Genomic DNA, 13,347 nt, shown 5'->3' on the forward strand with positions numbered 1-13,347 from the left:
ATCGCCGAAGACCTCCGGGAGATCGCGCCAGGGAGACCCCGTACGCACGATCCACAGCACTCCTTCAACGAACATTCGGTTGTCGCGCCCGGTCGAGCCCTTCTGATCGGGGCGCCCTATGATCAACGGCGCCATCCGCTTCCACGCCGCGTCGCTCAATACCAAACGGTCCATCACACCCAAGGCGGCCTCCCCAAAAGCAGCCTTGAATCTGATTTGCTCCTAAAAGGGAATCCCTAGAGTCCACACCACCTAAAGCATGATCCGGAAAAGTGCGAAGCGGCTTTCCCTCGCGACAACGCGTTTGCGCGAATCACACACCAAACTAAAGCGCGATGACGATTCGACCCAGCGCGTGTACTCGACGCGACTAATCCGTTGGACGTCGTGACCTGACCGCAGGTTCACCCAATGAAAACGGCGGGAGGAACTTTCGGTTCCGCTGCGAGTCATATTTGTGACGCGATGTGGCCTGGACCGCCAAGGAAGAGACCGAGGGAGAGATCATGTCAAAGTCCCGCCTTGGAATGGCTGCGGCCGGCGTTGCAATTGGCGTTCTGGGAGCGCTGCCGAGCGCGGCCGAGGCGGGTTTCCGCCTGCGCGTTGGCGGCCCCGTGAGTGTCGCGCGCTTCGCGATGGCCGGCGTGCTGTCGGTCGCAGGTCGCCGCCACGCACGCATGGCGGCGCGCCACAGCCGCGTCCGCATGGCTGCTCTAAGACCGCAAGATCTTCGCCCCGCCGCCGAGTCGATCGGCCCGAGTGAGCGCGCGCAGCTCACTGCCGTCGCCGCGCTGGCCGGCTGGCAGGGCGGCCGAGCTGCGCAAGGCTGGTGGCAGCACTCCGACGGTTCATACGGCTGGGTCGGTCCGCTCTTCTGGCCGTTTGCCTACAGCGATCTCTATGACTACGCGCTTCTCAATGATGGCAGCGGCTTCTGGGCCTATGGCTACGGCGATCTCTACGCCGCGATCTTCTCGCCTTACGCTGCGAGCGATCTCTCAGCGTTTGCGGCCGAGCGCCCCGCCGGGAGGCGGCATCGCAAAGCGCCCTCGGTGCAGGAATTCTGTAGCGGCGACACCGCCGAGACGACCGGCCTTCCCCTCGAGCGGATCGGCCTGGCGGTCGCGGCGAACGAGGCGCAGCGCGCAGCCTTCGACGAGCTCGCGAGCGCCTGGATTTCCGCCGGCAACACCATCCGCGCTTCCTGTACAGCACAGACCGCAACCACCGCGCTGGAGCGATTCGCGGCCATGCAGAGCCGCGTCAACGCGATGCTGAGCGCAGTTGCGACCGTTATGCCGCCATTTCAAAAATTCTACGATCTCCTAAGCGATGAACAGAAGGCCCAGCTCAACACGCCCGAACGCGACCGCCGCGCTAACGCTGCGGCCGCGAAGCTGAAGGAGATGCAGGACGCCGCCTGCCAGGCGAGCCGTGAACCGCAAGACGAGCAACAGGCCGAAAAGCAATACCGCCAGCTCGTCGCCCAGCAATGGCCCCTCGACGACATCGTCGCCAGCCTGAAACTGAACGATACGCAACGCGCCGCGCTCGAAGTGGTGCAGGATACCACGATGGGCACCATGGAAGCCTTAACCCCATGCCCGCCAAAGGACGCGCTCACCCCGCCGGCCCGCCTTAAGGCCGCAAAGGCGCGGTTGGAAGCGATGAGAGAGGCGATCATCAGCGTGAACGACGCGGTCGACGATTTCCGTTGGAACCTGAGTGACGAGCAGAAGACGCAGTTCGAGGGGCTCGGTCTGAAGAAGCGGGGGGTGTGATTTTTCCATCCCCAAGCGGCGCTGGTCGGCCAAGGCGATACTTCGCATCCCCTGTCGCATTTGCAAGTCGTCCGCTAAGAAGGGCTGGACATGCGAGCATGCGTTGTAGGGGCGGGCTCTAAGTAGTTCGGTCGCGCGACCGAGACGCCGTTCAACATGAACTTTGAGGCCGGCACGTAGTCAACTGAACTTCTTTGGATGTTGCTTATTGGCCCAAGGCCGACATACTGCGATGTCGGCCTCAACGTCAGCTTCCGAGATCAAAGCGGACGCGAAGAATTCATGAGTACACGCCCTGATCTCATCGCGCCTTAGCGCGTACTGCGCTCGTCTTGCTGAAGCGGAGGCCGAGCGAGGCGGCGGACGTCATGCGACGGCACAACCGGCCGGGGCTGTGGCCGGCATGCACGTAGCAAGGACATCCGCCTGAGCTAGTGCCCATCCGTTGACGCCCCGGATCAGCGGCGCGCAACGGCCCTCGCCTCCGCGCGGGACGCCAGCAAGCGCCGCCGCGCGAGAGTGACACCGGCCATCAGATCAACCTGCGCCGTTTTGGATCGCTCGGCCTGCTAACCGCCGGGCGGCGTGTAGGCGGCCTTGAGCTTGGTCGCGTGCTGACGCACCACCTTGATCTCGTCCTGGGTAAAGAGCCGGATTAGCCGCACATTCTGCATGGCGCCGGCCGCCACGACCACGCCGCTGACCGCAGGCGCGAAGCTCGGATCCGGCACGTCGAAGATCACCATGACGCCAGGGCCATCGGTCGCCGTGCTGTACATCGAAATCAGTTTCCCGCCGGCGGCCTCAATCAACTTCTTCGCGGCCTCGTATCGATTGGTCGTCGGGTTTTCCATGATGTTGTTCAGGGAACGCGGGGTGTATTCACCAGAGAAGCAGAAATGCATGGCAATCGCTCCGTTTGGTTGGAATGAAAAAACATTCACCCAGGCGCGCGGCCCGGGCAGAGCATTTCGTACTGAAAAATGAGAAGAAATGGCCTGCCGATGGCCAGTCGCGCTGCCGCTCATTCTCCGGATTTCGGCGCAACCGGTGGCAGCTTGCCGCGCAATCTACATCAGACCCGCGGCAAATAAAATCGCGTTTCTGCTCTGCGACAGAATCTCTTCCTTAGTCGATGCAGCGTCGAGGGGCAGCGTGCCTGACCTGACCGACGAGCGGTCCCGATCCATCCGCGTCCGCCAAGCGCCTGCCAGGCGGTTGCGGCACAACGCCTTGCAAACAAGGGCGATCTGCCTCAGTGTCCGGCGCCCGCCATCAAGAACAAGCGAAAGAAAACTCATGAAGCATCGCGCGCTCGGCCGCTCCGGCCTCACTGTCCCTCCCCTGTGCTTCGGCTGCAATGTATTGGGCTGGACCGTGGACGAGACGTCGTCGTTTCGCCTGCTCGACACCGTGCTCGATCAGGGGCTGACATTCCTGGATACGGCGGATGTCTATTCGCGCTGGGTGCCGGGCCACAGCGGCGGCGAATCCGAGACCATCATCGGCAAATGGATGAAGGCGCGTGGCAACCGCAACCGCGTCATTCTCGCCACCAAGGTCGGCATGGACATGGGAGGCGGCAATGTCGGGCTGAAGCCGGACTACATCGCGCGCGCCGTCGAGGATTCGCTGCGGCGGCTGCAGACCGATTTCATCGATCTCTACCAGTCCCACAAGGACGATGAGACGACACCGCAGGAAGAGACGCTCGCGGCCTACGACAAACTGGTCAAGGCCGGCAAGGTCAGGGCCATCGGCGCCTCGAACTTCTCGGCGGAGCGGCTCCAGAGTGCGCTCGACATTGCCAAGGCGAACGGGTTGCCGCGCTATGAGAGCATGCAGCCCGAATACAGCCTCGCGGAGCGCTCAAGCTACGAAGGCGCGCTGCAACGCGTCTGCGAGGCGAACGACGTCGGCGTGATCACGTTCTTCTCGCTCGCCGCCGGATTTTTGACCGGCAAATATCGCTCGGAGAGCGACTTCGCCAAGAGCCCTCGCGGTGCACGCAGCATCCCAAAATACATGAACCCGCGCGGCATGCGCATCCTGGCCGGACTCGACGAGGTCGCCGCGGAAACCCGCGCCGAGCCGGCCGCGGTCGCGCTCGCCTGGCTGATGGCAAAACCCTCCGTCACCGCGCCGATTGCCAGCGCCACCAGGCCCGAGCAGGTCGCAACGCTGGTCGCGGCGACCAAACTTGAGCTGAGCAAGGATCAGGTCGAACGGCTGGACGCCGCGAGCGCGTAGCAGCTGCCTTCACTTCACCTCGCCCCGCGTGCGGGGAGAGGTCGGAACGCATCGCTAGATGCGTTCCGGGTGAGGGGGAGCTTCCGCGAATGCAGCTATCGCCGTATTTGCGGAGACAGCCCCTCACCCCAACCCTCTCCCTAAGAACGGGGCGAGGGAGCACACCGCCTTCGCGGCTACGGCTTGGTCTTACCCTACCCCCACGGGCCACGCTGGCCGGATCCGCCCCACGGGCTGCGCGGCGGATAGCTTCCACCGGCCGGGCGCGGCGCGGTCTGGGTGCCGAGCTCGGCGGCGAGCTGCTGCAGCGCGGCGATGCGGTTCGCGGTCGAGGGATGGGTCGCGAACAGATTGTCGACGCCGTGGCCCGACAGCGGGTTGATGATGAACATGTGCGCGGTGGCCGGATTGCGCTCGGCCTCCATGTTCGGCACCTGATGCGCGGCGTTCTCGATCTTCGCGAGCGCGGAGGCAAGCCACATCGGCTGGCCGACGATGCGTGCGCCATAATTGTCGGCGGCGTATTCGCGGGTGCGGCTGATCGCCATCTGCACCAGCATGGCGCCGAGCGGCGCCAGGATCATCATCGCGATCGATCCGACGATGCCGGGGCCGTTGTTGTTGCGGTTGCCGCCGAAGAACATGCCGAACTGCGCCAGCATCGAGATCGCGCCGGCGATCGTCGCTGTGATCGTCATGGTCAGCGTGTCGTGATGCTTGATATGCGCAAGCTCATGCGCGATAACGCCGGCGAGCTCCTCGCGGCTGAGTTGCTGCATCAGGCCCGTGGTGACGGCGACCGCCGCGTTCTCCGGGTTGCGGCCGGTCGCGAACGCATTGGGCTGCGCCTCGTCCATCAGGAATACGCGCGGCATCGGGAGAGCGGCGCGCTGTGCGAGCTCGGCGACGAGATTGTAGAGTTCGGGCGCCGAGCCCGCATCGACCTGATGGGCGCCGTACATCGACAGCACCATGCGATCGGAATTCCAGTAGGTGAACAGATTTGTCGCAGCCGCGACCATCAGCGCGATCACGGCGCCGGTGCCGCCGCCGATCAGATAGCCGACCCCCATGAACAGGGCGGTGAGGCCGGCAAGCAGGAGCGCGGTGCGGAAATAGTTCATCGTTGTTCCCTCACGGCGAGCGGAATGCTGCCACAACTGACGCCGCTGAGGTAGGGATTTTGCCGCAGAAGCCGCAAGGGGAACCAGTGCGTCGCAGCGACGCGGCGCGGGTTAATGATTGGTCATGTGCGGCGCCGTCCGTAGCCCGCATGAGCGAAGCGACATGCGGGGTAAGACCGGTCCCGCATGTCGCTTCGCTCATGCGGGCTACGATCTCTCGCTACGCCGCCGGCTCCTGTGCAATCACCGCCCCCTCCTCGCGCAGCGCGACGCGCAACATGCGGGCGAGCTCGGCGCGGCTGTAGGGTTTTGCCAGGAACAGGATGCCCTGCTCGAGCTTGCCGTCCTGATCGATGGCGTCATCGGTATAGCCCGAGTGAAGAGGACGCGCAGGCCCGGGCGGCGCTTCCGCGCCTCGGTGGCGAGGTCGCGTCCGTTCATCGCGCCCGGCATGATGACGTCGGTGAACAACAGATCGATCGGCGCACCGCTGTCGAGCACGGCAAGGGCTTCGCTCCCATTATTGGCCGACAGCGTGGTCGGCTGCAGCGGCTGCTTGCGCGCGAAGGCGAGCAGATGCCGCGTCAGCGATGCGCCGCGCTCGGCGGCGTCGCGGATCAGCGCGGTGATCTCCGTGAGCTCGCGGTTGTGAGTGACCGCCTCGGCCAGGATGTCGATCGTGCCGGTGATGACGGTGAGGATGTTGTTGAAGTCGTGCGCAATGCCGCCGGTGAGCTGGCCGACCGCTTCCATCTTCTGCGCCTGGCGGATCTTGCTCTCATTGGCCTCGGCCTCGCGAAAGCGCTCGAGCAGGAATTCCAATCGCTGGCGCTGGCGTCCCTCCTCGGCGAGCGCGACATGGGCCCCGCGCAACTGCTCTTCGGTCGGGATCGCGAGGATCCGCGGGATCAGCGGCCAGAGCAGCACTGCGGTGAAGATCGAGGCGACAGCGGTTAGCGCCTTGAGCAGGCCCTCGAGACCGTAGATCGGCACCCACAGCGTGTAGATCGAGAACACATGGGTGAGGCCGCAGGCGAGGATAAACGTGGCGAACGGCCAGGCCATCCAGCCGAACTGGAAATCGCGCCGCTTGGAGACGAGGATCGCCAGCGCGAACGGGATCGAGAAATACGAAGCGGCAATGATCGCGTCTGAAATCACGTGGAGCCAGATCAGCTCCGGGCTCCCACAGCAGGCAGATGCCGTGCGGCGAAAACGTCGACGAATCCAAAAGACGCTCGAGAAAACTCCACATGGGTCCCTCCGGGCGTGATCGATCCGCCGACACCCCTGCGCGCGAATCACCGGCCGATCATAGCGGCCGCGGCTCAACCTACCTCAGCCCAATTGGTCTAACGGCGCTACCCCCGTTGTTGCCCGGTGTCGCCCTGGTGTATGCAGATTGGGCTTCAATTCCCCTTTTCCAGCCGGTGACATCGATGCCAGCCTCTCCCCTCCGCGCCCGGATCATGATCGCAGCGATCGCGGGGGCGCTGGCGCTCTCCACCCTCGCCTCGGCGCAGCAGCCGTTGCCCAGCCCCTTGAATCCCGCGCCAGTCAGGCCGCGCCCGGCCGCCGCCGCCTCGCCGCGCGCAGCGTCCTGCCACAACGGGCAAAACTTCGATCGCTTCCTCGCCGAGCTGAAGCAGAAGGCGGTCGCCGCCGGCGTCTCGCAGCGCACGATCGCGGAGACCGCCCCCTACCTGATCTACGACCAGGGTATCGTCAACCGCGACCGCGGCCAGCGCGTGTTCGGGCAGATCTTCACCCAGTTCGCCGGCCGCATGGCCGCGAACTATCGCATGCAGCAGGGCCAACAATACATCCGGACCTATGCCGCCGCGTTCGCGCGCGCCGAGAAGGAGTATGGCGTGCCGCCGGCGGTGATCGCCGCGTTCTGGGGACTGGAGAGCGATTTCGGCGTCCAGATGGGCAATTTGCCGACGCTGAAATCGCTGGTGTCGCTGGCCTACGATTGCCGCCGCTCCGAGATGTTCCAGGGCGAGACCATCGCCGCGCTGAAGATCATCGAGCGCGGCGACCTGACGCCCGACGAGATGATCGGCTCATGGGCCGGCGAGCTCGGTCAGACGCAATTCTTGCCGACGCATTATTTCAACTACGCGGTCGACTATGACGGCGACGGCCATCGCAATCTCCTGCAAAGCGGCCCCGACGTGATCGGCTCGACCGCGAACTACATCGCCACCGGATTGAAATGGCGGCGCGGCGAGCCGTGGCTGCAGGAGGTGCGCGTGCCGCAGGCGGCAAATTTCCCGTGGGACCAGGCCGACCTCACCATCAAGCTGCCGCGATCGAAATGGGTATCGCTTGGCGTCAGCTTGACCGACGGCAAGGCATTGCCGAATGACGAGATGCCGGCCTCGCTGCTGCTGCCGATGGGCCGGATGGGTCCGGCGTTCCTCGCCTATGCGAACTTCGCCGCCTACACCGAGTGGAACAACTCGCTGATCTATTCGACCACCGCCGGCTATCTCGCCGGCCGCATCGCGGGCGCACCGCCGATGCAGCGGCCGCACGGTCCGGTCGCGCAATTGCCGTTCAATGAGATCAAGGAGCTGCAGGGACTGCTCGCGCGCGCCGGCTACGACGTCGGCAAGATCGACGGCGTGCTCGGACAGGCAAGCCGCAGCGCGGTGAAGGCGATGCAGATGAAATACGGCCTGCCGGCGGATTCCTGGCCGACCGCGGAGCTCCTGGCGCGGATGCGCGGCGGGCCCCGCACCCAGCCGGCCGCCGATGCCGCGGCACCGGGGACGCGGTAGAGCAAACGCCCATTTTCCGTAACCCGGATGCAGCGCAGCGAAATCCGGGACAAGCCCCGATGCGCCTCCCCGGATTGCGCTGCGCTCCATCCGGGCTACGCAGACTCTGGCGATCCGTCATCCTGAGGTGCGAGCGGAGCGAGCCTCGAAGGATGAATCGGCCACACTGGGGCCGTGCATCCTTCAAGACGCGCTTCGCGCTCCTCAGGATGACGGGATCAAGAATGCCGCCCGCGGGAAATATTTGACCAAGTGTTACAGCCGCCCGCAGTTGTATTCTTCCCCTTGCCGCCCCACTTGCAGCATCGCCGTTCGGTAACATCCGGATTTCATCAGAACAGGGAGCATCACATGTCCTTTCATGACGCCGTCGTCCCCGCCTACCTGCAGATCCTCAACAGCCTCACCGGCGAGCTGACCAAGGCCGAGGCGCATTGCGAAGCGAAGAAGATCGCGCCCGAGGTGCTGCTGGGATCGCGGCTCTATCCCGACATGCTGCCGCTGACCAAGCAGGTGCAACTTGTCTGCGATCACGCCGCACGGGGCTGCGCGCGGCTGACCCATAGCGAAGTGCCGTCGACGCCAGATACCGAGAAGAGCATCGGTGAACTGAAGCAGCGGCTCGCCAGGACGATTGACTATGTGAAGTCGTTCAAGCCGGCGCAGTTCGACGGCGCCGACGTCAGGGACGTCACCTTCCCGATCGGCCCCGATCGCACGATGACCCTGAAGGGCCAGCAATTCCTCAGCGCGTTCTCGTTCCCGAACTTCTATTTCCACGCCGTGACCGCGCACGACATCCTGCGCCACAACGGCGTCGAGATCGGCAAGCGCGATTTCCTCGGCGTCAGCTGACGCGCTTCGGCGATCCATATTCCCCGCGACGGGATTTTCGCTTCACGCCCTCGCCCGTGCTACTGCTCCCTGACAACAACAAGACGTCAGGGAGCACGCCATGTCGACAACAACCCACGCACCGAAAGCCATCGATCCGTCCGCTTCGCTGCATGCCGAAGCGCTCGGACTGGCGAAGAACCACGGCCGCCTCGCCGGGCGGCGCGTCATCGTGGTCGGCGCGGGACAGCGCACAACCGTGGATGAAGCCCCGCCGATCGGCAACGGCCGCGCCATGAGCGTGCTGTTCGCGCGCGAGGGCGCGTCGGTCGCCTGCCTCGACGTCAACAAGGACGCCGCCGACGACACCGTCGCGCAGATCACTGGCGAAGGCGGCAAGGCCTTCACCGACGTGGTCGATGTCGCCGACGTCGCGGCGATCGCGCCCGCGGTCGAACGCTGCGCGCAGCGGCTCGGCGGGCTCGACGGGCTGGCGCTCAATGTCGGCATCTCCTCCGGCCTGTCGCTGCCCAAGATGACGGCCGAAGCCTGGGACCGCGACTATGCCGTCAATGTGCGCAGCCACATGCTGTTCGCGCAGAAGGCGCTGGAGGTGATGGCGCCGGGCGGCGCGATCATCCTGATCTCCTCAATGGCGAGCCAGCGCGCCGGCGGCCGCAACCCGGCCTATGAATCCTCCAAGGCGGCGCAGATCGCGCTGGGGCGGGCGATCGCGCGGGCCGGCGAGGACAAGGGCATTCGCTGCAATGTGATCGCGCCCGGCTTCATGGACACGCCGATGGGGCGCGACGCCAGCCGCAGGCGATCGGACCGCGCCGTGACAGTGCCTTTCGGCCGCCAGGGCACCGGCTGGGAGGTCGCCTATACTGCGCTGTTCCTGATTTCGAATGAATCCTCCTACGTCAACGCGCACACCTTGTTCCTCGATGCCGGCCACATGGGCGGAATTGTGCGCGGCTAGTCTGCGGAGCGCGAATGCCTCGGGCATTGCGCTCGTCGCGGCAATGCACAATTGTCCTTCATCAGTCATTCTCTGGAACATTTACATGAGCCAATCGACCAAACTTCTCGAGCCCTACAAGCTCGGCGCGCTGACGCTGCCGAACCGCCTGGTGATGGCGCCACTGACGCGCAACCGCGCGGTGCCGCCCGGCATGGTGCCGAGCCCGCTCGCGGTGGACTATTACGGCCAGCGCGCCTCCGCCGGCCTTCTGATCACCGAGGCGAGCCAGGTCTCGCAGCAGGGCCAGGGCTATCAGGACACGCCCGGCATCTATTCGAAGGAACAGGTCGAGGGCTGGCGCAGGGTCACCGATCGGGTGCATGAGCGCGGTGGCCGCATCTTCATCCAGCTCTGGCATGTCGGCCGCATCTCGCATGTCGCACTGCAGCCGAACGGCGGCGCACCGGTGGCGCCGAGCGCGATCAAAGCCAAGACCAAGACCTTCGTGAACGGCACGTTTGCTGACGTGTCCGAGCCACGCGCGCTCGAATTGTCGGAAATTCCCGGGATCATCGAGGACTTCAAGCGCGGCACGGCGAATGCGCTGGCGGCCGGCTTCGACGGCGTCGAGATCCATGGCGCCAACGGCTATCTGCTCGACCAGTTCGCCCGCGACGGCACCAACAAGCGCACCGACGCTTATGGCGGCGGAATCGAGAACCGCGCCCAGCTGATGCTGGACGTGTCCAAGGCGGTCGCCACCGAGGCCGGCGCAGATCGCACCGGCATCCGGATCTCGCCGGTGACGCCGGCCAACGACATCACCGACTCCAATCCGCAAGCGCTGTTCGACTACATCGTCGAACAGCTCAGTGCGCTGAAGCTGACCTATCTCCACGTCGTCGAGGGCGCAACCGGCGGCCCACGCGATATCGCGCCGTTCGACTACGCCTCGCTGCGCAAGCGCTTCAAGCAGGCCTATGTCGCCAACAACGGCTACGATTTCGCGCTAGCGGAGAAAGTGCTGGAGGCCGGCGCGGCCGACCTGATCGCGTTCGGCAAGCCATTCATCTCCAACCCCGACCTGGTCGAGCGGCTCAAGACCGGCGCGCCGCTCAACGAGTGGGACAAGGCGACCTTCTACGGCGGCGGCGCCAAGGGCTACACGGATTATCCGACGCTGAAGGCGACCGAGGCGGCGGAGTAGGGAGCGCTCCTCTCTCCACATCGTCATTCCGGGGCGATGCGACGCATCGAACCCGGATTCTCGAGATTCCCCGGTGCGCAGTTGCGCACCTGAGGTCTGGTGCTTGCGCACCATCCCGGAATGATCTGGCAATCAGCAAAAAGGCCGGGATCGCTCCCGGCCTTTCGTCGTCTTCGGATGGCGTGGGCTGGTACGCCTTTGCTTGCGCCTTACTTCGCTTCGGCGCGCTTCGGCGGGTTGGCCGGCCACGACTTGATCAGCGTGTCGTAGTCGATCGTCTCGCCCTTCGGCTTCTCGTTCGCGAGCTTGCGCTGCGGAGCGATGGTGCCGTCCTTCTCGGCCTTCTTGTACCAGAACTCGGCGGATTCCTTCTTGTTCAGCTTCGGTCCGCAGGCGCCCTGCACACCGGACTTCTCAAGACGCTCCATCACCGAATCCTGGGCCGCGGCCAGCGCGTCCATCGCCTGCTGCGGCGTCTTGGTACCGGACGACGCATCGCCGATGTTCTGCCACCACAGCTGCGCGAGCTTCGGATAATCGGGCACGTTGTTGCCGGTCGGGGTCCACTGCACGCGCGCGGGCGAGCGGTAGAACTCGATCAGGCCGCCGAGCTTCGGCGCACGCTCGGTGAACGACTTGTCCCAGATATCGGACTCACGGATGAAGGTGAGACCGACATGGCTCTTCTTCAGCGACACCGACTTGGAGATGATGAACTGCAGATAGAGCCAGGCTGCCTTGCGGCGATCCGGCGGGGTCGACTTCAGAAGCGTCACGGAGCCGGCGTCCTGATAGCCGAGCTTCATGCCTTCCTTCCAGTAAGCGCCGTGCGGCGACGGAGCCATACGCCACTTCGGCGTACCGTCCGCGTTCATCACGGCGATGCCCGGCTTCACCATGTCGGCGGTGAAGGCGGTGTACCAGAACATCTGCTGGGCGATGTTGCCCTGCGCCGGCACCGGACCTGCTTCCGAGAAGGTCATGCCCTGGGCCTGCGGCGGGGCATACTTCTTCAGCCAGTCGAGATATTTGGTGATCGAGTAGACCGCGGCCGGGCCGTTGGTGTCGCCACCACGCTCGACCGAGGAGCCGACCGGACGGCAGCCTTCCATGCGGATACCCCACTCGTCGACCGGCAGGCCGTTCGGGATACCCTTGTCGCCGTTGCCGGCCATCGACAGCCAGGCGTCGGTGAACCGCCAGCCGAGCGAGGGATCCTTCTTGCCATAGTCCATATGGCCGTAGACCTTGACGCCGTTGATCTCCTTGATGTCGTTGGTGAAGAACTCGGCGATGTCTTCATAGGCCGACCAGTTCACGGGCACGCCGAGCTCGTAGCCATACTTGGCCTTGAACTTGGCCTTGTACTCGGGGTTGGTGAACCAGTCGTAGCGGAACCAGTAGAGGTTCGCGAACTGCTGGTCGGGCAGCTGATACAGCTTGCCGTCCGGCGCCGTGGTGAACGACTTGCCGATGAAGTCGTCGACGTCGAGCATCGGGTCGGTGACCTCCTTGCCCTCACCCTTCATGTAGTCCGACAGGATGATGGTCTGGCCGTAGCGGAAGTGGGTGCCGATCAGGTCGGAATCGTTGATCCAGCCGTCATAGACGTTCTTGCCCGACTGCATCTGGGTTTGCAGCTTCTCGACGACGTCACCTTCCTGGATGATGTCGTGCTTGAGCTTGATGCCGGTCAGTTCGGAGAACGCCTTGGCCAGCGTCTGCGATTCATATTCGTGCGTCGTGATCGTTTCCGAGACGACGTTGATCTCCATGCCCTTGAAGGGTTCGGCGGCCTTGGCGAACCACTCGAGCTCCTTCTTCTGGTCTTCCTTCGACAGCGTCGAGGGCTGGAATTCCGCGATCCACTTCTGGATCACGGCATCGTCGGCGGCGCGGGCCGGCGTGGCGACCGCGAGCGAAGCCGCGATCAGCGCGGCGGCGCTGGTCATAGTCAAAAGACTATCCTTTGTCGTTCTCAAATGTCGCATTATGATTCCTCCGGTTGCAGCGACAAACAAAACCCCAGGCCCGGGTTGACCCCGGATCTGCTCTTCTTCGCTTTCGTCAGACGGTGCGAAAGATCGCCACGGCTGAAAGAAGCGAAATCAGCGTTGCGAGCCACAGGCTCGAAATTTCCACGCCCTCGCCGATCGGCAGGGTGAGGATCGGATCGGTGCCGACGAGGCCGATCCACAACAGGTGGATCACCGCCGCCAGCACCAGCGAAATGAACAAACGATCGCCGCGCGTGGTCGGGATGCGCAGCACGCCGACCCGCTCGGCCTCGGGATAAACCGCCGCGAGCCAGGTCATCACGCCGAGCGTCGAGGCCAGCAGCACGAAGAAGATCGCGGTCGGCAGCGTCCAGGCCATCCATGCGATGGATTCCATGATCGCC

At 64.6% G+C, this 13,347-nt stretch carries 12 protein-coding genes and 2 pseudogenes; 6 read left to right on the forward strand and 8 right to left on the reverse strand.

What is annotated here, in order from left to right; translation table 11 throughout:
- Positions 1-183, reverse strand: a 183-nt coding sequence (locus ACZBJS_RS22565; protein WP_463439196.1) for a transposase, incomplete at its 3' end; no start/stop codon positions are given.
- Between the two features lie 344 nt (positions 184-527).
- Here ACZBJS_RS22565 and ACZBJS_RS22570 point away from each other — a divergent pair.
- Entirely contained in the window at positions 528-1,781 is a 1,254-nt protein-coding gene (locus tag ACZBJS_RS22570) for a Spy/CpxP family protein refolding chaperone (protein WP_463439216.1), read from the forward strand.
- A 569-nt stretch (positions 1,782-2,350) separates the two neighbouring features.
- Here the strand turns inward: ACZBJS_RS22570 and ACZBJS_RS22575 are convergent.
- The gene (locus ACZBJS_RS22575) at positions 2,351-2,809 is read right to left on the reverse strand and encodes a GYD domain-containing protein (protein WP_229193141.1); all 459 of its coding nucleotides are present in this window, start codon (positions 2,807-2,809) and stop codon (positions 2,351-2,353) included.
- Positions 2,810-2,851: 42 nt separating this feature from the next.
- The gene (locus ACZBJS_RS22580; protein WP_253589304.1) at positions 2,852-3,082 is read right to left on the reverse strand and encodes a hypothetical protein; all 231 of its coding nucleotides are present in this window, start codon (positions 3,080-3,082) and stop codon (positions 2,852-2,854) included.
- On the opposite strand from ACZBJS_RS22580, the gene ACZBJS_RS22585 reads away from it, so the two are divergent.
- A complete protein-coding gene (locus ACZBJS_RS22585) occupies positions 3,081-4,031 on the forward strand; it encodes an aldo/keto reductase (protein WP_463439197.1) in 951 nt (316 codons plus the stop codon). The genes ACZBJS_RS22580 and ACZBJS_RS22585 overlap by 2 nt on opposite strands.
- A gap of 194 nt (positions 4,032-4,225) precedes the next feature.
- On the opposite strand, the gene htpX is transcribed toward ACZBJS_RS22585, so the two are convergent.
- The 3 genes and pseudogenes from htpX to ACZBJS_RS22600 form a co-directional block, all read right to left on the reverse strand.
- Positions 4,226-5,155, reverse strand: a complete 930-nt coding sequence (gene htpX / locus ACZBJS_RS22590; RefSeq protein ID WP_141340519.1) for a zinc metalloprotease HtpX — start codon at positions 5,153-5,155, stop codon at positions 4,226-4,228.
- 220 nt (positions 5,156-5,375) lie between these two features.
- Positions 5,376-5,971: pseudogene (locus ACZBJS_RS22595) on the reverse strand (response regulator); the annotation flags it as partial.
- Positions 5,972-6,103: 132 nt separating this feature from the next.
- Positions 6,104-6,460 (reverse strand): annotated as a pseudogene (locus ACZBJS_RS22600) (hypothetical protein); the annotation flags it as partial.
- A gap of 134 nt (positions 6,461-6,594) precedes the next feature.
- On the opposite strand from ACZBJS_RS22600, the gene ACZBJS_RS22605 reads away from it, so the two are divergent.
- From ACZBJS_RS22605 to ACZBJS_RS22620, 4 genes are all read left to right on the forward strand, one after another.
- Positions 6,595-7,941 (forward strand): lytic murein transglycosylase, encoded by a 1,347-nt coding sequence (locus ACZBJS_RS22605; protein WP_463439198.1) that lies wholly within the window; start codon positions 6,595-6,597, stop codon positions 7,939-7,941.
- Positions 7,942-8,292: 351 nt separating this feature from the next.
- Complete coding sequence (locus tag ACZBJS_RS22610) at positions 8,293-8,796, forward strand: DUF1993 domain-containing protein (RefSeq protein WP_057016963.1); 504 nt, start codon at positions 8,293-8,295, stop codon at positions 8,794-8,796.
- 100 nt (positions 8,797-8,896) lie between these two features.
- Positions 8,897-9,757 (forward strand): SDR family NAD(P)-dependent oxidoreductase, encoded by an 861-nt coding sequence (locus tag ACZBJS_RS22615; RefSeq protein WP_229189532.1) that lies wholly within the window; start codon positions 8,897-8,899, stop codon positions 9,755-9,757.
- A gap of 85 nt (positions 9,758-9,842) precedes the next feature.
- The gene (locus ACZBJS_RS22620) at positions 9,843-10,946 is read left to right on the forward strand and encodes an alkene reductase (protein ID WP_141340517.1); all 1,104 of its coding nucleotides are present in this window, start codon (positions 9,843-9,845) and stop codon (positions 10,944-10,946) included.
- A gap of 209 nt (positions 10,947-11,155) precedes the next feature.
- Here the strand turns inward: ACZBJS_RS22620 and ACZBJS_RS22625 are convergent, their stop codons facing one another.
- Entirely contained in the window at positions 11,156-12,898 is a 1,743-nt protein-coding gene (locus ACZBJS_RS22625) for an ABC transporter substrate-binding protein (RefSeq protein ID WP_038382516.1), read from the reverse strand.
- A 115-nt stretch (positions 12,899-13,013) separates the two neighbouring features.
- A complete protein-coding gene (locus ACZBJS_RS22630; protein WP_057016960.1) occupies positions 13,014-13,340 on the reverse strand; it encodes a DUF2160 domain-containing protein in 327 nt (108 codons plus the stop codon).
- Positions 13,341-13,347: the final 7 nt, after the last annotated feature.

The sequence above is a fragment of the Bradyrhizobium sp. KZN70725 genome (assembly GCF_055264925.1).